18 protein-coding genes are annotated in these 22,332 nt (G+C 43.4%); 9 read left to right on the top strand and 9 right to left on the bottom strand.

Annotated features, from left to right (window positions below; genetic code table 11):
• Positions 1 to 27: 27 nt before the first annotated feature.
• The 4 genes from IH598_09890 to IH598_09875 are packed head-to-tail and all read right to left on the bottom strand — an operon-like array spanning position 28 to position 2,429.
• Complete coding sequence (locus IH598_09890; protein ID MBE0638820.1) at positions 28 to 927, bottom strand: T9SS type A sorting domain-containing protein; 900 nt, start codon at positions 925 to 927, stop codon at positions 28 to 30.
• A gap of 48 nt (positions 928 to 975) precedes the next feature.
• Positions 976 to 1,419, bottom strand: coding sequence for a hypothetical protein (locus tag IH598_09885; protein ID MBE0638819.1), 444 nt, complete (start codon positions 1,417 to 1,419; stop codon positions 976 to 978).
• Between the two features lie 11 nt (positions 1,420 to 1,430).
• Positions 1,431 to 1,832 (bottom strand): hypothetical protein, encoded by a 402-nt coding sequence (locus tag IH598_09880; protein MBE0638818.1) that lies wholly within the window; start codon positions 1,830 to 1,832, stop codon positions 1,431 to 1,433.
• A gap of 3 nt (positions 1,833 to 1,835) precedes the next feature.
• Entirely contained in the window at positions 1,836 to 2,429 is a 594-nt protein-coding gene (locus IH598_09875) for a sigma-70 family RNA polymerase sigma factor (GenBank protein ID MBE0638817.1), read from the bottom strand.
• A gap of 89 nt (positions 2,430 to 2,518) precedes the next feature.
• Between IH598_09875 and IH598_09870 the strand changes: the two genes are divergently transcribed.
• The 8 genes from IH598_09870 to IH598_09835 all read left to right on the top strand — a co-directional run bounded on the left by IH598_09870 (position 2,519) and on the right by IH598_09835 (position 14,139).
• Positions 2,519 to 4,948: a transketolase gene (locus IH598_09870; protein MBE0638816.1), complete on the top strand. Its 2,430-nt coding sequence runs from the start codon at positions 2,519 to 2,521 to the stop codon at positions 4,946 to 4,948.
• 616 nt (positions 4,949 to 5,564) lie between these two features.
• Positions 5,565 to 7,718, top strand: a complete 2,154-nt coding sequence (locus IH598_09865; protein ID MBE0638815.1) for a tetratricopeptide repeat protein — start codon at positions 5,565 to 5,567, stop codon at positions 7,716 to 7,718.
• A 249-nt stretch (positions 7,719 to 7,967) separates the two neighbouring features.
• A complete protein-coding gene (locus IH598_09860) occupies positions 7,968 to 8,549 on the top strand; it encodes a DNA-binding response regulator (GenBank protein ID MBE0638814.1) in 582 nt (193 codons plus the stop codon).
• A gap of 567 nt (positions 8,550 to 9,116) precedes the next feature.
• On the top strand, positions 9,117 to 10,559 hold the full coding sequence (locus tag IH598_09855; protein MBE0638813.1) for a T9SS type A sorting domain-containing protein: 1,443 nt from the start codon (positions 9,117 to 9,119) through the stop codon (positions 10,557 to 10,559).
• 13 nt (positions 10,560 to 10,572) lie between these two features.
• On the top strand, positions 10,573 to 10,809 hold the full coding sequence (locus IH598_09850) for a hypothetical protein (protein ID MBE0638812.1): 237 nt from the start codon (positions 10,573 to 10,575) through the stop codon (positions 10,807 to 10,809).
• Positions 10,810 to 10,842: 33 nt separating this feature from the next.
• Positions 10,843 to 11,628 carry a hypothetical protein gene (locus IH598_09845; GenBank protein MBE0638811.1) on the top strand — a complete coding sequence of 262 codons (786 nt, stop codon included), beginning with the start codon at positions 10,843 to 10,845 and terminating at the stop codon, positions 11,626 to 11,628.
• 32 nt (positions 11,629 to 11,660) lie between these two features.
• Positions 11,661 to 12,431, top strand: coding sequence for a DUF1566 domain-containing protein (locus IH598_09840; protein MBE0638810.1), 771 nt, complete (start codon positions 11,661 to 11,663; stop codon positions 12,429 to 12,431).
• A 70-nt stretch (positions 12,432 to 12,501) separates the two neighbouring features.
• Positions 12,502 to 14,139 carry a hypothetical protein gene (locus IH598_09835; GenBank protein ID MBE0638809.1) on the top strand — a complete coding sequence of 546 codons (1,638 nt, stop codon included), beginning with the start codon at positions 12,502 to 12,504 and terminating at the stop codon, positions 14,137 to 14,139.
• Between the two features lie 350 nt (positions 14,140 to 14,489).
• Here the strand turns inward: IH598_09835 and IH598_09830 are convergent, their stop codons facing one another.
• The 3 genes from IH598_09830 to IH598_09820 all read right to left on the bottom strand — a co-directional run bounded on the left by IH598_09830 (position 14,490) and on the right by IH598_09820 (position 19,292).
• A complete protein-coding gene (locus tag IH598_09830) occupies positions 14,490 to 16,499 on the bottom strand; it encodes a DUF3857 domain-containing protein (GenBank protein ID MBE0638808.1) in 2,010 nt (669 codons plus the stop codon).
• A 3-nt stretch (positions 16,500 to 16,502) separates the two neighbouring features.
• Positions 16,503 to 18,410 carry a DUF3857 domain-containing protein gene (locus tag IH598_09825; protein MBE0638807.1) on the bottom strand — a complete coding sequence of 636 codons (1,908 nt, stop codon included), beginning with the start codon at positions 18,408 to 18,410 and terminating at the stop codon, positions 16,503 to 16,505.
• Positions 18,411 to 18,581: 171 nt separating this feature from the next.
• On the bottom strand, positions 18,582 to 19,292 hold the full coding sequence (locus IH598_09820) for a 3'-5' exonuclease (GenBank protein MBE0638806.1): 711 nt from the start codon (positions 19,290 to 19,292) through the stop codon (positions 18,582 to 18,584).
• Between the two features lie 48 nt (positions 19,293 to 19,340).
• Between IH598_09820 and IH598_09815 the strand changes: the two genes are divergently transcribed.
• On the top strand, positions 19,341 to 20,648 hold the full coding sequence (locus IH598_09815; GenBank protein ID MBE0638805.1) for a hypothetical protein: 1,308 nt from the start codon (positions 19,341 to 19,343) through the stop codon (positions 20,646 to 20,648).
• A gap of 112 nt (positions 20,649 to 20,760) precedes the next feature.
• Here the strand turns inward: IH598_09815 and IH598_09810 are convergent, their stop codons facing one another.
• Both IH598_09810 and IH598_09805 read right to left on the bottom strand, forming a co-directional pair.
• Positions 20,761 to 21,852, bottom strand: coding sequence for an efflux RND transporter periplasmic adaptor subunit (locus IH598_09810; GenBank protein MBE0638804.1), 1,092 nt, complete (start codon positions 21,850 to 21,852; stop codon positions 20,761 to 20,763).
• Positions 21,853 to 21,888: 36 nt separating this feature from the next.
• Positions 21,889 to 22,320 carry an FtsX-like permease family protein gene (locus IH598_09805; GenBank protein ID MBE0638803.1) on the bottom strand — a complete coding sequence of 144 codons (432 nt, stop codon included), beginning with the start codon at positions 22,318 to 22,320 and terminating at the stop codon, positions 21,889 to 21,891.
• Positions 22,321 to 22,332 lie beyond the last annotated feature (12 nt).

The following is a 22,332-nucleotide window of genomic DNA, read 5'->3' as shown; positions in this document are numbered from 1 at the left end:
TGAATAGTCAGTAAGTCTAACGAGCAATCAATGCTTTACAATCAGTCTTTTGACCGAAGTATCATTTCCGACCTTTATTTGGATAAAATATAAACCATCTTTAAGTTCATCAACAACAAAAGGCGTTGAAAATAATCCTGCATCTGCTTTTGTTTCTGTTACTTTTAGCATTTCATTTCCATCACTATCAAGAAGATAGATGATAACCCGTGCCGGTTGATCAAGTTCAAATGAAATCTGGGTTGATTGTGAGGCAGGATTAGGGAAGACGCTGACTTCCATTTTTTCGCCCGGCAATTCAGTCTTTTCATCCAGTGGGAATGGTTCAGCAGGATCGAAAAGGAGAAAACCTTCGGGTGTTAGCATTCTCTGGAAGTGATAACCTTCACCCGGTGGCATTCCCGGTCCTTTTTTGCCCCGGTACTGATGCTTTTTTCCCTGAGGTGCGTTTGGACAACCTGCGCCGCTTCCTTTTCCTACCGGACAGTTTTCCTGGTGGATTTTTTCAATCTCGGGACGAATTTCTTCCAGTAACAGGGTGATAGTAGCGTCGTACCTGTCGGCTATTATTTCTGCATCATTCATCAGGGTTGCCATCTGGTTGCGCAGTGCACGCATTTCCTGGCGCTGCTCAAGTGACGGAACTTCATCAGTGGCCTTAATTTCGGTGATTTTAGCCAAATGCTGGGTGCGTAAATTACTCAACCCGGCGCGAAGTCTTCCAATTTCAGCTTTATCCGCTTCATTTATCGTTTTGTCGAGTTCCAACCGCTGTTTTGTTATTAAGGGAAGGATTTTTTCATGGACATCTTTTCTCATTTCAGGATTCGCATTGCGACAACCTTGACCAGCTCCGTAAGGCTGCGACTGGATTGCTACTGCAGCAAACAATGATGATAAGGCAAAAACAAACAATTTCTTTTTCATGGTATTATAAATTTTAGTTCGATGATATTGACAATTTAAATTCAATGTTTATTCCGAACGATCCATCTGGCGATCGCGCGGTCCCCGATGACCGGGCTCTCTCACAGGTGGAGGCCCTTTTCTTCCTCTGTGCAATCGCTCGTCTCTTTCAAATCGTTTGATTGATTCTTCCAGTCGTTCCTTTTGTTCCTGGTCCAGGTAGGGTGTAATCTCGTTTACCATTTGTTGATGTAATTCCTTCATGGATTTTTGCATTGTTGTTACATTTTCGTGGATCAATTCCCCATATTTATCCAAAATCGGATCGATGACTTTTAATTGTTCTTCATCGGGCTGAAGCACCCTGTAGTACATGCCCTTAAAGCCTTCGTGCGTTCCGGATTTGACAAACTTATCAATCTTCGTTTTGGTAATCTGGCCATTAGTCAGAAAACCGGTCACGAAACCTATAATCAATGTGGCAATGATAATCAGAACAGGTTTAGTTTTCATCTCATTTTGTTTTAGTAATTGAACAATAAAAACTCTGATAAATACTGTGGTTCAAGATTTTCGACACCAAGGATGGAATCAAAGGTAATCCCTCCGTTGTTGAACAGCGAAAAGAGCAGTAAAACCGAAGCTGCAGCGAGCAACGGCAGGGCAATTCGATAGAAGGCAACCACAAAACCCTGCGCATTCTGTGACTCTTTCTCTCCGGCTATTCTGGCCATTACACCGGCCACAAATGTCTGTTTAAAAGCTGGATGATATTTTTTCATCACCACCCTGACTTTTTCGAAGTGTTTTTTCTCCTCCTGCAATTCAAGCGATGACTGCATCGCATTGCTCAATCCAATATCCTCGTCCGGTGTCAGTTCCCGGTCGAAAGTGGCTTTTAGTAGTTCCCTCAATTGCTTATCCATAATTTAATTGATTAAGTCCTTCAGTAATTCTTTCAGTTTATCCTGTGCTCGCGATAGTCGCGAAAGCACAGTCCCCATTGGTAATTTCAGCATTCGGGAAGTTTCTTTTGTAGAATAACCCTGCATCATTCTCAGCACGACCACACTTCTGAATTTTGGCTCAAGCTGCTGCAGTGCTTTGTTTACAACCTCTTCAGTTTCCAAATCTGTCTCCGTACTGTCATTCTTACCCAGGTACGGTTCGGGAAATGCATCCGACGGTCGCAGGAACAGCATCGACATCCTTTTTCTTCTTTTCAACTCATTCAGCGAAAGGTTAATGGCAATCCTGGTCAGGTATGTAGCCAAGGCCGCATCACCGCGAAAATCGTCGAGCGCTCTGTAAAACCTGATGAACACCTGCTGACCAACATCCTCTGCATCATCGCCGCCGCCAAGCATCCCGATTACCGTTTTGGCAACCGTGTGCTGGTAACGACGGACCAGCTCCGCAAAAGCGTTGTCTTCACCTCCTTTTGCCCTGCCGACCAATTCTAAATCTTCTACTCCTGAATAGTCCAACACTGATTTACCGGTTTTGCCAGATTTGACAATCATTTATTACGTTTTATTCCAAACCCAAAGCTAATGGATTTTTGCAATTTGTTACTTTTGTAGCTTGGAAAACACCTTTTAAGTTATTGAGTATGACAAAAACTGGAAAAAAATTCGCTGCAGCTAGAAAGTTGACTTTGAGCAAAGAAGAAGTGTTGAAGGATTACCAGATTGCCTGTGAGAGCCGTGAAGCGAGCCTTTCAGGAAGGCGTGAAGTGCTGACGGGCAAGGCAAAATTCGGAATTTTTGGAGATGGCAAGGAGATTCCGCAACTGGCAATGGCAAAGGTGTTCCGGAACGGCGACTGGCGGTCGGGTTATTATCGCGATCAAACTTTTATGCTTGCCACCGGAATTCTCACCCTCCAGGAGTTTTTTGCTCAGCTCTATGGTGATACCGATCAGCAGTTTAATCCGGGAACGGTTGGCCGCCTGATGAACAATCATTTTGCAACCCGTTTCATTGGTGATGACGGAGAGTGGCTGGATCAGACCAAAATGAAAAACTCCTCTGCCGACGTCTCACCCACTGCAGGACAGATGCCCCGGTTGCTTGGTCTGGCTTACGGATCAAAATTTTACCGTAACAATCCTGATTTGAAACCATTCAGCAAATTTTCGGTCAATGGTAATGAAGTAGCATTCGGTACAATAGGCGATTCGAGCACTTCCGAAGGGGTCTTTTGGGAAACGATGAATGCTGCCGGAGTTTTGCAGGTTCCGATGGCCATTTCCATTTGGGATGATGGTTACGGAATCTCGGTGCCAAGAGAGTTTCAAACAATAAAAGGGAGCATTTCGGAAGCGTTAAAAGGATTTGAGTCAAATGGGAAGCAATCCGGTTTTACCATCCTGACGGCCAGAGGCTGGGACTATCCCGAATTGTGCAGGATGTATGAAAAAGGCATCGCCATTTGCCGGGAAAAACATATTCCCGTGCTGTTTCATATCACTGAAGTTACCCAGCCGCAGGGACATTCTACCTCAGGCTCGCACGAGAGATACAAATCCAAAGAGCGGCTTGAGTGGGAAAAGGAGTTTGACGGCATAAAGAAAATGCGGGAATGGATCATCAGTGAAAAAATGGCAACGGAAAATGAACTGGTGAAAGTTGAAAAGGAAGCCATAACCAACGTCAAAAATGCCCGCAAAGAAGCATGGGAAAACTATATGGCGCCGATGAAGTCGATGCGGGAAGATTTCCTTAAAATGGCAGACATCAGTACATGTAATTGTTCAAAGACAAAGCGGATCAGTGCCCTAAAGGAAGATTTGGCAAAGATTGCAGAGCCCATCCGCAAGGACACCATGGCGCATGCAAAACGAACATTGCGGCTGATCTGCAACTCCTGCAGCAATCCTGAAAATTCGCTCAAGACCAATATCACAAATTGGTTTGATGCGTCATTGCGCGAAAACAGGGAGCGTTTCAGTTCCCATCTCATCGCCGCTGATCAGCACTCAGCCCTGAAAGTTGATGCTGTTCCCCCCATTTATGTTGACAATGCCCGATCTATTCCCGGAAGAGAAATTCTGAGGGACAATTTCGATTTCATTTTTCAAAACGATCCCCGTGTCATTGCTTTTGGTGAAGATGTAGGAAAAATTGGCGGGGTAAACCAGACCTATGAAGGGTTGCAGGAAAAGTATGGCGAGATGCGGATCTTCGACACAGGTATTCGTGAAGCCACTATTGTCGGGCAGGGGCTGGGACTGGCCATGCGTGGTTTGCGCCCAATTGCTGAAGTACAATACTTCGACTACCTCCTGTATGCCATTCAGGTGATGAGCGACGACCTGGCCACATTGACTTATCGCACCAAAGGGGGTCAGAAAGCCCCGCTGATCGTCAGCACCCGCGGCCACCGGCTCGAAGGGATCTGGCATTCCGGCTCACCACTGAGTATGGTTATCAACTCCATCCGCGGTGTCCATGTTTTAGTGCCCCGCAACCTTACCCAGGCCGCAGGATTTTACAATACCATCCTTGCTTCAGACGATCCGGCACTGATCATCGAACCATTGAACGGATACCGGTTGCGTGAGAAAGTTCCCTCAAACCTTGGTAAATTCAGGATCCCGGTGGGCGTACCTGAAATTTTAAAAACCGGTACTGACCTTACGCTGGTAACCTACGGCGCCTGTGTGCGCATTGCCGAAGATGCCGTTGCACAACTGCAGGAATTCGGAATTGATGTAGAACTCATTGATGCTCAGTCACTCCTCCCTTTTGATATTTATCATACCATCGTCGAATCATTGAAAAAAACCAACAAAATCGTTTTCTTCGATGAAGATGTACCCGGTGGCGCCACAGCCTTTATGATGCAGAAAGTACTCGAAGAGCAAAAGGGATTTTTCTATCTCGATGCCGAACCAAAAACCGTCACCGCCCAGGAGCATCGCCCGGCCTACAGCACCGATGGCGACTACTTCTCCAACCCCAACGCCGAAGACGTGTTCGACACCATCTACAACCTGATGCACGACGCAAACCCATTAAAGTACCCAAAGATCTTCTAAGAACTGATGGGAAACCGGTGTATTGCCAGCCCGACTTTGACAAAGGAACAGGCGAGGTGAAATAAAAAAGTTTTTTAAATTTATCTCAGGCTGCAGCATGCCGGTGGTTGAACGGGTTGATTTTCCCTGAAGATAGTTTTAATCCAAAAACTACCTTGTGACAGCCGGAAAACACATAATGTTGAATATCATTGTTCGCCCCAACCCTCCCGAATTTTTTGGGATAAACTCCGGGAGCAATGATTTTCAACGATTTACTCCCTTTAGGGTGGGGTAAATAAATCGTTGAAAATCATATCCAGGTTGTTTTCTGGTAGTCACTAGTTATCGGAATCTTAATCTGATAGCACATTAAATTACTTTCAGCGTTTTCCTGAAAATGTAATTCACTTTATCGTGGTGACGGGTGATTTGAATTTTGTTGCCTTGATTTTCTATCCATTTTCCTGAAAGTTCTTCAAAAACAAGCTGAAATGCGGTCTGCAAAATAATCCAGGAAAAACCGACTTCAAATCCAATAATAATTTATTGTTAAATTTTCTTTCTGGTCAAACAATCTCAAAATCAAGATTGTTTATTGCCGTTCTTATTCATCGTTTCTCAAAAAAAATGAATTATGAAAGTCAAATTATTACTTGTTCTGGTTATCATCACTATGTATTTCAAGGGCTATACGCAGGACTCAAAAATCGACAGTTTATCCCGGTTAATCTCAACTTCTGCTGACGACAACGAGAAAGCAAAACTGCTGTTTATGAGAAGTAAAAGCTACCCAGCTTCAGAGGTGGAAAGAAACATGGCTGATGCTTCCGAGGCGCTTATTTTGTTTAAAAAATCAAACAACTTCCAGGGCCAGGTGGACGCCATGGTGCAAATCAGCAATGTTTACGCCAGGCAAAACAAGTTCCCGCAGGCGCTCGAAACCAGTCAGAAGGCGCTGGAACTGGCCAGGCAGCATGATTATCCGGTAGGGCAGGCTTATGCACTCAACAATATCGGACGTAACCTGGCGCAAATGGGAAAATTGGAGGAGGCCGGTGAAGCTTACAAGGAAGCCGTTCGTTTGATGTCCAAAAGTGGGAATGAAAAAGAACTTGCCGACATCTACAACAGGATGGGAATCATGTATTTCCGGTCCAGTAATTTCAACCGGGCCATCGAATGTCTTGACAGCGCTGCTATGATCGCATCAAAATATAATATAGAGTTGCTGCTGGCTTACATTTACATGAATAAAGCCAACAACCTTTCCGAACTCACCAGGTACGACGAAGCACTCGATTACCACCTGAAAAGCATTGCCATTAAAGAAAAGCTGAAGGATCAAAAAGGATTGCTCCAATCCTACAACAACATGGGCAACATTTATAATCTGCTGGACCAGCCCGACAAAGCCTCCGACTATTACAGGGAAAGTATTAAAGTAGCTTCAAAATTGGAAAACAAGGTTTCGCTGGGACTATCCTACTCAAACCTTGCGGTAGCTTTGGAAAAGATGAACAGAAACGATTCGCTGGACTATTTTTTCGGACAATCCATTGCCAATTTTGAACAAACCAGCGATAAAGCCGGGTTGGCACTGGCTTGCCATAATTATGGCAATACATTGCTTAACCAGAATGAGTACAAAAAATCTGATGAATATCTAACAAAAGCATTAACACTGCGGCGTGAAATCAAGGCGCCCTTTGATATAGCCTCCACTTTGCATCTGCTTGGAAGACTGGAAATAGACCGGGGGAATTTGGAGAAAGCTGAACAATACCTTCAGGAAGCACTGATCCTGATTGAGGATGAGAATGGAAAGCGTGAGGCTGATATCCTGAAAACAATCTCAATAGTATTCAGAGAGCGCGGGAAGCTGCAGCAGGCTTACTCAACCCTGGAAGATTATGTCTCTTTGAAGGACAGTATCATCACCGAAAGTAAACTGCTCAAAGTTCAACAATTACAAGCAGATTATGACATGCTGAAAAAGGAAGCTGAACTGGTACTGGAAAAAAAAGACAATGAGATTCATCGGCTGGCTGCAATTCGGCAAAAAAGCCGGGCTTTTCTTTTATTCATCATTTCAATTCTCATGGTCAGTTTAGCTGTAATACTGGTCATAGTCTTCCTGAAAAAGAAAAAGTATGCCGATAAGTTAATGCAAAAGAATAGTAAGATCGAAGCATTGAACAAGGAAATCCATCACCGCGTGAAGAACAACCTGCAGATCGTATCAGGTTTGTTGACCCTTCATTCCATCCAAACCGAGGATAGCAAGACTAAACAGGCCATTGATGAAGGCCGCACACGACTTGACTCCATCTCCCTGCTCCATCAGAGACTCTATCAATCCGACAGCGTAACCCAGGTTGAAATCAGGGAATATATCGAAAATCTTGCCGCACTGATTGCCGGCAGTTTTGGCCTTCCCACAAACAAAATCACGACAAAGGTAAACCTCGACAATACATACATGGATGTTGATTACGCCGTACCTATCGGCCTCATTGTAAATGAACTGGTTACCAATGCATTTAAACATGCAACCGTTGATGAACCATCCGGACTGACTATCCTGGTTGATCTGCACAAAAAAGACAGAAAACGGGTCGAATTGGTAGTATCGGACAACGGCCTTCCTAAAGAAAACAAAACTGGCATTGCAGAAAACACTTCATTCGGGATGACCCTCATCAACACCCTTGTCCGGCAGCTGGACGGCAACATGAGCAGGTCGTACCACAACGGAACGGTTTTTACCATTGATTTTACCATGAATTGATTCATGACCGGTCAAAAGTGCAATGCAATAATTTTTAGACTGTTATATAGTACCAGCAAGAAAACCCCTGAAGTTGAAAATCAATGAGTGCCCCAACCCTAAAGAGAGCATTGATTTTCAACGATTTACTCCCGGAATTTATCCCGAGACTTCGGGAGGGTGGGGTAATTAATCGTTGAAAATCACATTTGGAGAGTTTTCTTGCTGGTACTTCATAAGAAAATTATATTTTTATGAAAATTTTTAGCCATGATTTGTCCTGTGCTCATAATTGAAGATGAATTGGTGATCGCAGAATCCATTTCGGCAATCCTCACCGAGGAAGCTTACCAGGTAGCGGGAATAGCTGCAAATTATGCAGAAGCAAAGGCCTTTTTCCAGAAGAGCCCCCTCCCCGCCCTTGTGCTTTGTGATATGAACCTGAAAGGTGGAGAATACGGAGTTGACGTCGTTTTGAAGTTAAAACAAAACTATGATTTTGAGATCATCTTCATCACACAACGTTCGGATGCCAAATCGGTGCATGAAGCCATGGGCATCAAACCGGTGAACTATCTCGTGAAGCCGTTTACCGAAAAGCAACTGCTTGTTAATATGCAAATGGCTACCCTTGCGGTATATAAAAAGCAAGAATACGAGAACATCAACCTGAACCTCACCCAGCGCGAAATAGAGATCGCACGTTTGGTTGCGCAGGGCTTCAGCTCAAAGCAGATTGCCCACCAGCTATTTATCAGCGCTGAGACCGTCCGCACACACCGCAAAAACATGCTCCAGCGCAACAACCTCCGCTCGTTCTCCCACCTCGTCTATCTGCTCAATCAATCCTGAAATCATGGATTCAACGGGTGGGTTGTTCATTTCTACCATAGCCCAACCCTTACAGGGTTGCCCGGATTAATCCAAGCCCAGTTCAATCAATGCAGGTCTGCGAAAAGAACTCCGTAGAGCCTGTCCCGATTTTCGGGAAGTTCGACTATTGTAGAAGATCGATGCCAGAATTAAACCATTGAACTCCGTAGGAGTTCGACTATTGTAGCAAACCGGACCCTCACAATAACCCTCAGAACTCCGTAGAGCCTGTCCCGATCTTCGGGAAGGTCGACTATTGAAGAAACGATCAAAGCCAGATAATAACCTACAGAACTCAAACCTGTAAGGTTTTCAAAACCTGACAGGTTTAATAACACGGATTTCAGTCCAAAAATACCCCATTTGGGGTATTGACTTGCCCTATCCCGTCAAACTACTTTTGTCGCGGCAAGTTATTGCTGGTTTCCTGGTAGCAGAGATCTTTCATAAAAGCCCCAACTATAAGGAGTTTGGAGCGAAAGTTCATTTAATCAATAATCAGTGTTATTTGCCTACCAGTTCATTTAATCAATTAACACAGTAATCATGAAACTACCTTTTACATTGTTTCTTTTGACTTTTTTATTCACGGGGTACCAGGCAAAGTCGCAGGCACTGCTTGTGCACACCGGATCGAGTATAAAAGTTGAAAATGGCACCACGTTGGACATCACCAGCGGAAATCTGGTTCTTAAGTCCGGTGCAACGGGCGATGTGTCGCTGATTGATTTGGGTGCGGTAACCTTCAGTGGTGGCGGCCATGCCGAAGTTGAACGTTACCTGACACATGGTAAGTGGCATTTGATCTCTTCGCCGGTGGCATCGGCAACGGCCTCCATGTTTGTTGGCGATTACCTGCAGTACTTCACCGAAAGTACAAATCAATTCAGCGATGTTGTCTCCATCGCTGCTCCGTTGAACATCATGCAGGGTTATGCCTTGTGGACGATTGATGAGATTCCGTCCACAGAGGTTTTTACCGGAATTACCAATACCGGCAACCACAGCCGAAGTTTTACACAGGGCGGTCAGGGTTTCAACCTGATGGGGAATCCATATCCATCCGCCATAGACTGGGATGAAGTTGCCATTCCTGCTGAACTCAGTGGTGCATTTTGGCTGTTTGACCCGACAACAGGTGAATTTGGAGAATACAAATATTATATCAGCGGTGGGGGTGAGGCCAATACCACCTCACAGTACATCCCATCCGGCCAGGGCTTTTTTGTAAGATCTACCGGCGGTTCGGGAACGTTAGTCCTCAGCAACGCCAGCAGGGCACACAGCAGCCAGGCGTTCTATAAGCAAAAAGGCGCCGATCCCACGCTGCTGCTGAAAGCTACCGGAAACAACATTACCACGCAAACTGCCATTCGGTTCAATCCTTCAGCCACTGCCGCCGTTGACAGGCTGTTTGATGTAAATAAACTTACTACCAACAGCCCCGATGTACCGGTTATCTATTCGATGGTTGGCAATGAAAAAATGGCGATCAATACGCTTCCTTCTGTTCAGGGAAACGAAACCGTGGCTGTGCTCTTCAAAGCCGGATTATCCGGAAACTATACTTTGACAGCCTCAAGCCTCTCTACCATTGATCCATCGGTACCGGTTTTCCTGGAAGATGTTTCGATGAATTATTTCCAGGATTTGCGGCTTAATCCGGATTATGGCTTTGCCTATGTTCCGTATGCGGAGAAAGAATTTAAAATCCATTTCAGGGAGGTTACCAATATCAATTCGCCCGATCAATTGAGTGCTCCCTGTTTTCTGACTGGCAACATGCTTTATGTGAACTTCTCCGATGACTTCGGAATCAGTACACAGGAAGCAATCATTTCGGTTTACAGTATTACAGGGCAGCTCCTATTAAAGGTCAACACCAGGGACGCATTCAACAGCATTCCTTTCAAAGGAAGCCAGTCCATCTATCTCGTAAACCTGAGTACAAACCGCTATACGACTACCATTAAAGTTTTTAACCAATAAATCTTCTTTAAAAATGAAAAAAACAATGATTAGCATGCTGACAGGCATTGCATTAATTCTTTCATTATCAATAGCTGCACAGGATCCGCCACCTCCTCCCAACGGCAATGGCGGCAACCCAAATAGCGGCAATACTCCCGTTGGCGGAGGGGCGCCGGTTGGGAGCGGCCTTTTTGTTTTACTTGCTATGGGTGCAGCTTATGGCGGCAAAAAAGTATTTAAAATGAAAAACCCCGACAATAAATACTAACCTATTAATAATTAACTATTTAAACATATCAAAATGAAAACATACAAATTAGTCTTAATAGTTTTACTCATCGCTTTAGGTTTTAACCTGAATGCCCAGGTGGCAGTAACCACCGATGGCAGCAGCGCCGATCCTTCGGCAATGCTCGATATTAAAAGTACCGACAAAGGTTTACTTATCCCCCGCATGACCGAAGCGGAGCGGGATGACATTGTCACTCCCGCCGAAGGGCTGATGATTTATCAGACCGACGGAACCGAAGGCTTCTATTATTTCAACGGAACTTCCTGGAAAGCCGTAGCTGAAAAAACCAGCTATACCACCTGGGTGATGATTGATGAAGTTACCCTTGCTACAGATGCTGCGAACATTACCTTCTCCGGGCTGAATGGGAATGCTGATGGGGAATACAGGATTATTGGGCAGTTTAAACCTTCGGTTAATGCCACCATAAACCTTCGCCCAAATAACGATCAAACAAACAATTACTTTCAGACATATCTGTTAAATCAATTTGGAAATGTAGCCGCAAATACTGGGAACTCGAATGGTTTTAGCATAGGTTATGGTGGATCCTTATATTGGACATATTGTGATGGTGTTCTGCAAACAAATAGTTCAAGACCCCGACTATTGACCATTGAAAGTATTTTTTATATAAACCTAAACCAACCAGACCCTATTCAATCTGTTCTCTATCGTTCTGTTTGGAAAAATACTACTGACAATATAACCTCTTTGGTTATTGCTCCAACCGCCGGAGTCCTTTCAGCCGGCACTCATGTTGAGTTATGGGCTAAAAGGACGATCAATCAGTAATTCAATAAAAAAGCAGATAAAGCATTCATACAATGAAAAAAGCAACACTACTAATTACAGCAATACTGCTGGTTGCGGCTCTCAGCATCAAAGCCCAGGTAGCCGTTTCAACCGATGGCAGCAGCGCCGATCCTTCAGCCATGTTGGAGGTGAAAAGTACGGAGAAGGGGTTTTTACTCCCACGCATGACCCAGGCAGAGCGGGATTTGATCCCATCGCCGGCAGCGGGGCTGGTGATTTTCAACCTTACTACAAATGAATCGAATATTTACAATGGAACTTCCTGGACAAGCAATTCTGTAAGCACAGAATCGCCGGTATTATCCGTTGGTGATTATTACCAGGGCGGTATCATAGCCTACATCCTGCAACCGGGTGATCCCGGCTACGATGCCAATGTAATGCATGGATTAATTGTGGCGCCATTTGATCGTTATGCGACATGGGGTTGTGTCGGCACCACAATCACAGGGGCTGATGGAACTGCATTGGGTACCGGAATGCAAAACACTGCAGATATTGAAGCGGGTTGCAGCGCAGTGGCTACCGCTGCTGACATCTGTGCAAACCTTGTTATTGGAGGATATGATGATTGGTATTTACCCAGCAGGGATGAATTAAATGAACTATATCAAAACAGACTGTTAATTGGAGGTTTTTTACTATCAGGACAATATGCCTATTATTGTAGTTCTACTGAATATTCTGGCAGTGCTGCATTTGTAACGGGGTTTGAAAACGGATCGGTAGCTCCTGGCGGGAAGAATAATTATTATCACGTCCGGCCGGTAAGGTCGTTTTAGGATTTGGACATTTTGAAACAAAAAATTTCGATAAAAATTTATTAAAATAACAGATAATCAACTGATTCACATGAAAAAGAATTACATTTTAAAATTGGTGCTCTTTGTTTTACTAACAGTTTCTCTTAGCCGGGGATATGCTCAGGAGTACAGGGAAAACTTTAAGTTGAATGATACCCTGATGTATACTTCGAGCTCTGAAAAGTTGGATAATGGTGACATTAAAATTACCATACAGCAATTGGATAATGCCTCAAACATTGCTGAATTCACCCTAACCGAGCTAAAATTAAGTTCATTCATTGAAATTTTTACCTACAAAATGCAATCTCTTTACCCTGATTTTGAGAATATTTCTCAAACCTATAAGGATATGATAGAGCAGTTCGCTAAAGAGCAATTCTTCAGGATTAGTCTTGAAAGTTTATTGGAGGCTGAAGATGATGCTCCGGTCATCGGGAAATTGAAAATTTCAGACTCAGTGACACTGAGACAGAGGATTAAAATTGGCAAAAAATGTTCTCAAGATTGCGATACTTGCAAAAATGGAGAAAACTGTGATTGTGACAAGGGTGAGATAACCATTGAGGATGTTGAAATGGAGGTATTGGATGGTTTTATTGAAACCATTAAGGTAAAAGGGAAAGCAAATGAAAAAGATATTCCTGATGCATTCCGCTTTGAAAATAAATATGGTATCGGATTTTCTACCCGTGGGAATTTTAAAAAGTTTGATGATATTGTATTATTCGATGCCATCCAAAATGATTCCAGCTATTTTATAAATCTTGGAGAATTGCTGGATTACGATTATTTCATCAGGCAAAGCAACAAAGATTACAGTCCTAAAAATGAAGTTTACAGAACTTTTGGCGGGAAAGAGATTGAGCTAAAAAAAGAAGAAAACAGCAAGCTTTTTGAATTCATTGTTTTCAGCGATTTTATGGGTTTTGAGAACGACAATCCGAATGGATTAGTTCAGGTTGAATTTGCTAAGAAAATCGTCCTCCGTACTAGTAGAAGGCAGATGTTCGGGGGAGGAATTGGTGCATTTCAATATATTAAACCAACATTTCTGATTTCAAAAATTGAGGAAAACAATCGATACTTATTTCCAGAAAAAGTTTCCAAAATCACCTCAGACTCTTTGGCAGGCTCTGTTCTGGTAAATTCGTTAAAAACATCGCCCTTGGACATGCTAAACTATCAGAGGCTATCATTAGGTTTGGATTTAAATTTTCTTTTTATTGATAGTCCGGAATCTAAGATACATTTTCAAGTAGATTTCGGTTTTAAATTCGGACGCACGCTTGTCAGGGATTCCATTTCATCTTTAAATGACGAAGGTATGGTAACAAATACTGGTCTGATAAATGATTTTGGAGTTAACTATTTTACTGCTTATCCCATAATCCGTATCCAGTTCTTCCCTGATGAAAGGTTTGGGCTTACACTTTCCACACAATATCAGTATTTCATGCCTGCATTTAATGACCCAGAATTAGTGACCTATTCAAAAGATGGATTAGCGGATTCAAACTATAAAAGGATTATTGGTTCACAGGAAATACTTGGTTTTTGGAAACCATCTTCTCTAAAAGGAACTGTGTTTGTGCGGTGGCGGTTTAATCATCAGATCGGAAATATTACACACAATTTTCATCAGCTTCAAACCGGGATTTCGTTTTTTATCACCAATAACAAATGATGTTTCTTTTTACAATCAGTGTTTGATACGGATTCAGAATTTTTACAAAAACCAAACTCTATTTTTTGCTGTCGTTGTTAACACCTCCGGTGGCCAGACCGTGGTGAAGAAAGTAGCGATACAATAGTTTTTGTTACTTCATAGGGAAAGTGGCTGCCCTGGCAACGGGGCGGCCATTTTTTTCGTCATTGCTTTCTTTTATCGGTTGGACGGGGTTTGCAGCAAATTGCGCCTGAAATCTAAAAAAGCTTTTCCGGGCTATTTTAGTGCCTGTTTAAAAACTCGTTCCAGGCAGGTCATCCACTTAAACGGTTTGAGGAATGATCATGATTTAGCCCGGTCTTTTTAAGTTAGACTTTTTTAAGCACAACTTTTTCAGCTTGTTTTTCAATCATCATGATGGTGAAATATCTTAACGAAGGGTAGTGTGCCGGTGATATGATGTCTTCAGCAATTTCGTAATGATATTGAAGCACCAGCGTTCCGGCATTGTCTGTGATCGAATATTGAAAACTGCCGAGGTTGTCGGGCAACAGCAGGCGAACTTGTTCCGGCAGGGTTTCCACAACATAACCGGCGGGCAGTTTAATCGAAATAGTATATTTATCGTTCGTGGTACTGTTGTAAAAAACCGGAAATTCACGCTCTTCAAGTTTAAACGGATTTTCGGTTTTTTGCCAGATCATCATGGGGTTCAGGAATACCAATTCTCCCATCTGCTCAGCATGTCCATCCAGGGTCATTTCTACAAATTCGGTTACTTTGTTTGTAGGCTGGTCAATACCCTCAAGGCTGTGTGATACAATTTTCAAATCCGGGTACTGATCATGGAGTTTATTTTGATATCCCCCCTCCCTTTCATTATCTTTGTATTTTGATCTGAATACGACAGCGTCATAATTCTGGTAAGTAATTCTTGCCTGACTTTTTATAGAAAGATCATCATTCATTTCAGCGAGTAAAAACATGACGGTGCTTCCTGCGTTGGGATTGGTAATTTCGATCCTTGTTGCAGTTCGGTCATCATTGATCAAAATTCCGTCAAGATTTAACGCTCTTGCGGGCAGAAAACCGGGAAGGAGATTATCATTTGTTGCATCTAAGAAAATGCGCTGATCGTTCAGATTAACAGCAGCAATTACATAATCGAGCTGGGCATAGGTGGGATGTTGAATGTTGAGAAAGCCATTTTCCCGCGAACTAAGCACTACGGGAGAAACATCCAATTTTGCTTTTTTGAGCAAATTGATAAGCAAAAGGTTGATGTCACCAATGTTTCCGCTTTTCTCCGAAAGTAACTTTCGCAGGCCAAATTCGGTTTGTTCGCCATAATTGCCATTCCAGGAGTAGTTATTACGCACATACAGATAAATTCCATGCATACATTCTTCGGGCGGGAGTGCTGCAAACTGTTCTACAACACCATTCAGATCATTAAGCCTCATATTGATCTGGGTTCCGAAGTTCTCACCGGTCATCAACTTGTCAGCTATTTCATTCCAGGAACTCGAATAATTAAATACTTCGCCTCCGTCAATCTGGATATAGGACAATTCGTAAAAAACTGCTGCCCGGTAGTTATTCATTGAAGGAACGAATGGTTCATCTTTGAGCGCCGGAATATTTACAGCTTCGTACGTATCAGTTTTGATCCTGTATCTAGTAGTTGTTGGTGCTGTTGAAGAGGACTTCCCGGTTATCGAAAAACTAGTACTTCCTGCTGAGCTGATTGTCCCATACATTTCATCACTTTTCACGTTCATGGTCAGCGGTTTTCCTTTCATGGTTTTATTAAACCTGAAATATTCAGGGATTTGAACCTCATACTGACAGAAATCAACCGGGACATCATACTGAAAGTAAAAAGGCCTCAGGGCAATGGTGGACGGCTCAACCAACTCGTATTCAATATCAATCACCGAACCCGGCAAAACTGCAGGCATGGCAAACTTTCTCCTTTTTAGCGACTTCGATAATTCTTCGGTGAACACAGCTTTGCTGTCCAATTTTTCTTCTACGATTTTCCCATCTGAATAGTTGTAGGTGTAGGCTTTAAATTTGCTAAAATTACCCTTGGTGTGATACGGGATGGAGAAGTCGGCCCACGACATTCCTTCCTTTTTATAAATCTTAATCCGCTGATGAACGTAAGTGTAGAGATTGAACCATCCCTCATTGTCGCTGTAAACATAATATCCCCTGCAACTTTGATAAAGAATGGCGGCGGCGGCTTCAGCGTCGCGCGAATGAGTTGTAGCCTCAAGTTCTTCCTTACTTACTTTTCTAAACTTAACATCTTGTGCAGAAATGAATTGGCCTGTGAGAAAAACAAGCGCTGCAATAATGACAACCTTTTTCATGACCTATTTTTTTATTAATACGAATTTTGACTGATCATGGCGTTGAATAATCTTCCGAAACTCATAGTATTCCTGGTAAAGATCGGGAGGAAATAAGCCTCTTCTTACCAGCAACTCCCTCTTAACTCCAATGGTTTCCTTATCATAAGCTTCAACTGACAGACTGTAATATCCAAATTGATTGTCAATGAAGATTGTTTCGGGAATCACTTCTAAAACGAACCCTTCCGGGATTTTAATCACATAGTTGTCTTTGTCAAGATACCCTCTCTGGATTTCAAGTGGATACTTCCGATCATTATAGCGGGGCGGAACACTCTGATTCCGGTTAAAGAAATTGGTTGTTACCAACATCCTGCTGCCTGTCAATGATCCGTAGGCAAGAACCTCCAGTTTTATCTCTTCCTTAAAATGAATCTTTTTTTTATCGGCCCCAATCTTAACTTCATTCAGTTTAAGTCCTTGAAAATAGTTCCAGTATTGCTGATAGTGTTTATCCCTTTCTTCCGATTTTACTTCGGTCAGCCAATCCTTCAGTTCGTACTGCGTGCCTTCGGACTTCATGAAGATTTCTGCTGAAAAAGATCCGTCGGACTTCAAATCAATTGTTGCCGAGGTTTCCTGCAAGTTGAGTGAGTCAGGATAATCGGGGGTTTTAAGAATATAAGCGCCTTCATCTGATAAACAAATCACATACCGGTTGTCGGTGTTTGTTCCAAGATAACCGAAAGGAACAGAGTGGCTTGTGGTTTCCAACCAGATGGTGGTGTCGATCAGAGGTACGCAAACAATAACATGATTGCCCTGAATAGTTACCTGCGTCGTATCAATGTTTTGCGGTTTGGTTCCTGCATAAACAATGGTATAATAAGCCGGCAGGCCCGCCATTCTAAGCAGCATGGCAGTGAAGTAGGATAACGCTTTGCAATCGCCATAACCCGTTCTGGCAACACTTTCAACTGACATTGGTTTCCATCCTCCAATCCCTATCGAGACACTCACATAGCGGGTTTTTGCCTGAACATATTCATAAATTATTCTGGCTATCTCAACGGAATCAGTGACCCCTTCAATCAGATTCAGCACTTCATTTTTTACAGATGCCGGAATAAAATCAGTTTCAACAAGCAGATTGTTGCGGTACCAACTGGCAAAATCTTCCCAACCCTCGGCATGTCCGACAATTCCTTCAAGTTTGAAATGATTGAGCGATACCCTTGCCACAGGCAAAAAGACTTCAAAAGACGGACTGCGATACTCTGACTGAATGGCTTTTAAATGTTTGGCCGATAAAGAATAACGCCCTGGTGTTTCCTCTTTTTGAATATCAAATGGGGTGAAATTATACTCGGATGTCCGAAGCTTCCATTCTGGAGGGTAACTCAATTCATAGTTACTGTTGATAATACTCTGAAACTCGTTTTCAATTGGCGTCCAGGCAGGAATAAATGCGGTATTTGAGCCTTTCCGGACAACCTTAAATTCGAAAGTATAGGGGTAAGAAGCCGGTGTATAATCGAAAAACATGATGCGATCGTCCACAAAAATGGACATTGAACTTACCGCGCTTACATCTTTGGCATCTTTCGGTTTAAACTGCCTGATTTCTTTCCCGTTTGCATCATAAACGACTGCCGAAATTGAAATGATTTTCTCACCCGAGCTAAAGGATGACCGCGGGTTAACATGATCATTTCCGGCGGCATTCAAGACTGTAATCGCCCATGCATAGGTCTCCGTCATCTCGTATTTGCTGCTGATGACTATCGAAACATTTTTGTAGCGGACAACTGAATTGGCGTCTTTCAGGAATTCAGCAGGAATATTGGAAATGTCAAAATCTGTTGCATGCAACATTTTGCCAATGCTCAAAAAAACCAGGATAGCAGAGAGTTTGCGGTATTTTGACATTTTAAAAATTAATGTGTAGGCAATTCGGATGGCAAATTTAATACACGATTTATATTATCCAAGATAATATTTGCCAAAAAATAGCTTAACAAATGTGGGATTTTGTGCCTTTACCCAATTTTACACCGATTAATAAAAAAAGTGGTTAAAACTTTATTCAATCACTATTAATCACACCACAAACACCTCCGTTTCCCTGATCAGTGGTTTGCCGAGGTAGCTGAGTAGCACCTGGGCAACGGCAAGGGTATCCTTCTGGCAATAGGTAACGATCCGTTCGAGGTCTTTTTCTTTCCAGTAAATGTCGTACACCTGGCTGCCGTCAATGTCGTCTTTAGGGCTGGGGATGCCGAAAATGGCAGTGAGGAGGTTGAGCGAGGTATAACTTTTATAATCGCCAAAACGCCATAAGTCCATGGTGTCGAGGTGCTGCACCTCCCATGGTTTTTTCCCGGCCAGGTTAAGGATTTCGGGCAACGGGAGCTTGTTGACCAGCATCCGGCGGGCGATGTAGGGGAAATCGAACTCTTTGCCATTATGGCCGCACAGAAGGTGTTGCAGTGTATTGTAGTGACGGTTGAGCAATCCTGAAAATCCGGCCAGCAACTCCCGCTCATCATCCCCGTAAAAAGATTTTATCCTGAACTGTGATCCGGTGATAAAGCCTGTTGAAATGCAGATGATCTTGCCGAATTCAGCGTAAATCCCGGCACGACGGTAAAGGTCTTCCGGCGTTTCCTGGGTTTCTCCCTGTCTGAGCCGGCCTGCCTTTTCGTCCCACAGTTTTTTGAAATGACCGGGTAATGCGTTGTAATCAACATATTGCGGAACAGTCTCAATATCAAGGAAAAGGACGTTGTCGAGGTTGAGGTTTTTCAGCATATTGGGTAATGTTTTTAATTTTGAGGTAAAAATACAGTTTTATCTATTATGCATTGCCGGTTTCGCTTTTTCATCTTCCTGTTTTTTTCCCTGTCGTTTCTTTTTTCATGCAAAAAAGAAGCGGAGGAGATTTTCCCTGAGGTTCAATTTATCGGGCCGGCCAGCAATGCTTCCTATGACGTTTTCGACACCATTCCCATCACAATCCGGGTGAATTGGAATCAATCCGAAATTGCCCTGAAAATTAATCTGCAGGACGAATCATCAACTCCTGTCGTTCCTTCATTGGTGCTTGAAAACTTTAAAACCGGCGTTGAAACCACTCTCTATTATGTGATCAGCAATGAAACGCTAAGCACCGGGAATTATCGACTGATGGCCGAAGCGCGGGAAGGGGAGATTTATACCAGGGCTTACCGGACAGTTTATGTTCACGAAATCGAACGGCAGCTGACACATATTTTTGTTGTGCAGCATGAAGCACAGACCGTTCAAAGGATTCACCGGTTCAATCCGGCAATGGGTGACCAGTTGACAACGGTTTTTGACGGTGATTATGCCGGATCGGATGTTTCTTCTTCGTCAAAGCAATTTTTTATTGCCGGCATACATTGGGGAGACCTGACCGCTTTTGATACCGAAACCATGACCATCAATTGGGCATCGCCAATAATACCCAACCCGGTTCAACCTTATTTTACCTGTTTGAAAGCAATGGGAAACCAGGTTTTTGCCGGATTGTGGGACGGGTACACAGGCAGGTGGTCAATGACCGGCCAGAAAGGGGTAAGTACGCAAATTACCCCGGATACTTATTCTTATCTCCTTTTTTCTACTGATAAATACCTGGTAACAGCCGCACTTCAGAAAAGCAGTTACCTCGTGCACTGGATTGAGGTTTTTTATCTTGATGCAGGCGGGCTGGTGAATGCCACTCATTCTGACATTATTCCGGTCATTTTTACTGATCCGGAGCCGGGAAATATTTTGATTCTTGGCAACAACCAAAGAGGGAATGCCTATGTCCGGCGGTTTGATCCGGCAAACGGAATGCTAAACTTCCCCTATCAGCCTTTCGATATGCCTGCGAAACCGATCATTGCTGCCGAAGCAATTTCACCGGGAAGGATTCTCTTGGCGTTTGATAGCGGAGTTTATATGTACGATTACCAGAAATCATTCACTTCTTTTATCTCCGTGCCGGATGTCAGAATCATTCGCTACGAAGATATCAGTCGGACCATCTGGATGATTGCAGCCGGAAAAGTGTTGGTTTACGATCTGAATGGAGCACTGGTAAGCGAATTTAATATTGGAGGGGAACTGGTTAATTTGCACCTGATGTATAATAAGTAGGTTTGGTGTTCGATTACACTGACAGGTCTTAGAGATGCTGTCAGGTTATGCTTTACAAGAAATACTTTAAACCTGTCAGTTTGCGTAACTCCTGACAGGGTTTTATGCTGAATTATTTCTGCTCGGCTTCCTTGCTTTTGATTTTGTCTTCCATTGCGAGGCCTTCTTTAATCTCGATATTGATGCCGTCGGAAAGGCCTGTTTTGACAAATCGTTGTTCGAAAACCTGGGGTTCAGTTTCCACTTCAACATAGGCCGAGTCTTTTTCAAATTTGAGGAGACTTTCGGAGATCACCATCACCGAATCGGCGCGGGCCAGGACGATGTCGGCATTGGCAGAATAGCCGGCCCTTACAAAGATATCTTTCCGAAGAGAAACGGCAGCCTTGATCTTGAACTGAATGGCGCCGTTTTCTTCAAATCCTTTTGGAGAGATGTGTTCGAGAATGGCAATGAATTTTTCCTCCTCTATAGCGCCAACCGTAAGGATCAGCTCCATCCCTTCCTTTATTTTTCCCACTTCGGTTTCGTCCACTTTTCCTTCGAAGATCATGTCGCCCATGTCGGCTACATTTGCAATGGTAGTGCCTTCGTTAAACGTGTTGGACTCAATTACTGAGTTTCCTACCTCCACAGGCACATCGAGGATCATTCCGTCAATGGTCGAGCGAATAAGGGTGTTGGTGGTGGCGCCCATATTTTTTGTCTGCCCCTCTTTGATCAGTGCAAGGTTGTCTTCGGCGGCTTCTACCTCCTGGCTTGCCTGGTTAAGAGCTGTTTCCACCGGTTCAAATTCAGCTGCAGGAATTACTTTTTTATCAAAAAGATCTTTCATGCGGTCGTACTCGATCTGCGCTGCCCGAAGAGATATTTTAGACTGTTTTACCCGTGACTCCGCGTTACTCAGGTTGATCATATTGGGAATGATCCTGACTTTTGCAATCAAATCGCCTTTGTTTACATATTTTCCCGGCTCTACGTATAATTCTTCAATGATGCCTGAAACCTGTGGTTTTATGGCGATTTCTTTTCGGGGAATCACTGACCCGGTTGCTACGGTTTTTTTGATGATCGTTTCCTTGAATGGTGTAATCGTTTCATAAACTATTGGTTTGGCCTGTGACTTCTGATACAGGAAGAAAAATGTGTAGCCGAAAACGCCGAGGACAACCACACCTAAAAGGATTTTGAAAAAGGTTTTCATGTTCTTTATTTAATTTGTGTTAATATTCATATTCAATTATTCATCCCTCAATGCATCAATGGGTTTGATGCTCACCGCCCGTCTGGCTGGGATCATACCGGCCATAGCGCCACTAATAATCAATACGATCAGCGCTTTTACGGCCACGCCAAAATCTACCGAAGGATTGCTGAACATACCCGTTGATGCCCCGGATTGAGACAGCCAGAAGTTTACCCCTTCAATAATAGCCACCCCGAAAACCAGCCCGATATAGCCTGCAATGGCTGTAAGAAAAACCGATTCGGTGATAATCTGTGCGATGATGGCTAATGGCGTTGCTCCAATTGCCCGCTGAATGCCGATTTCCTGGGTTCGTTCCTTTACTATGATCATCATGATATTGCTCACCCCGACAATTCCGGCGAGGAGGGTTCCAATGCCAACAATCCAGATCAAGCCCTGGATGCCGCTAAACAGGTTAACCATTTTCTTAAATTC

The organism is Bacteroidales bacterium, from assembly GCA_014860585.1.
Classification (GTDB): domain Bacteria; phylum Bacteroidota; class Bacteroidia; order Bacteroidales; family 4484-276; genus RZYY01.
Note: the sequence above shows the minus strand (reverse complement) of the source record. Positions and strands in the feature narration are given on the sequence as shown.

What these genes read in the sequence shown, in the direction of transcription:
- IH598_09890 (MBE0638820.1), bottom strand. Translation starts at nt 927, where the DNA reads ATGAAAAAGAAATTGTTTGTTTTTGCCTTATCATCATTGTTTGCTGCA.
- IH598_09885 (MBE0638819.1), bottom strand. Translation starts at nt 1,419, where the DNA reads ATGAAAACTAAACCTGTTCTGATTATCATTGCCACATTGATTATAGGT.
- IH598_09880 (MBE0638818.1), bottom strand. Translation starts at nt 1,832, where the DNA reads ATGGATAAGCAATTGAGGGAACTACTAAAAGCCACTTTCGACCGGGAA.
- IH598_09875 (MBE0638817.1), bottom strand. Translation starts at nt 2,429, where the DNA reads ATGATTGTCAAATCTGGCAAAACCGGTAAATCAGTGTTGGACTATTCA.
- IH598_09870 (MBE0638816.1), top strand. Translation starts at nt 2,519, where the DNA reads ATGACAAAAACTGGAAAAAAATTCGCTGCAGCTAGAAAGTTGACTTTG.
- IH598_09865 (MBE0638815.1), top strand. Translation starts at nt 5,565, where the DNA reads ATGAAAGTCAAATTATTACTTGTTCTGGTTATCATCACTATGTATTTC.
- IH598_09860 (MBE0638814.1), top strand. Translation starts at nt 7,968, where the DNA reads ATGATTTGTCCTGTGCTCATAATTGAAGATGAATTGGTGATCGCAGAA.
- IH598_09855 (MBE0638813.1), top strand. Translation starts at nt 9,117, where the DNA reads ATGAAACTACCTTTTACATTGTTTCTTTTGACTTTTTTATTCACGGGG.
- IH598_09850 (MBE0638812.1), top strand. Translation starts at nt 10,573, where the DNA reads ATGAAAAAAACAATGATTAGCATGCTGACAGGCATTGCATTAATTCTT.
- IH598_09845 (MBE0638811.1), top strand. Translation starts at nt 10,843, where the DNA reads ATGAAAACATACAAATTAGTCTTAATAGTTTTACTCATCGCTTTAGGT.
- IH598_09840 (MBE0638810.1), top strand. Translation starts at nt 11,661, where the DNA reads ATGAAAAAAGCAACACTACTAATTACAGCAATACTGCTGGTTGCGGCT.
- IH598_09835 (MBE0638809.1), top strand. Translation starts at nt 12,502, where the DNA reads ATGAAAAAGAATTACATTTTAAAATTGGTGCTCTTTGTTTTACTAACA.
- IH598_09830 (MBE0638808.1), bottom strand. Translation starts at nt 16,499, where the DNA reads ATGAAAAAGGTTGTCATTATTGCAGCGCTTGTTTTTCTCACAGGCCAA.
- IH598_09825 (MBE0638807.1), bottom strand. Translation starts at nt 18,410, where the DNA reads ATGTCAAAATACCGCAAACTCTCTGCTATCCTGGTTTTTTTGAGCATT.
- IH598_09820 (MBE0638806.1), bottom strand. Translation starts at nt 19,292, where the DNA reads ATGCTGAAAAACCTCAACCTCGACAACGTCCTTTTCCTTGATATTGAG.
- IH598_09815 (MBE0638805.1), top strand. Translation starts at nt 19,341, where the DNA reads ATGCATTGCCGGTTTCGCTTTTTCATCTTCCTGTTTTTTTCCCTGTCG.
- IH598_09810 (MBE0638804.1), bottom strand. Translation starts at nt 21,852, where the DNA reads ATGAAAACCTTTTTCAAAATCCTTTTAGGTGTGGTTGTCCTCGGCGTT.
- IH598_09805 (MBE0638803.1), bottom strand. Translation starts at nt 22,320, where the DNA reads ATGGTTAACCTGTTTAGCGGCATCCAGGGCTTGATCTGGATTGTTGGC.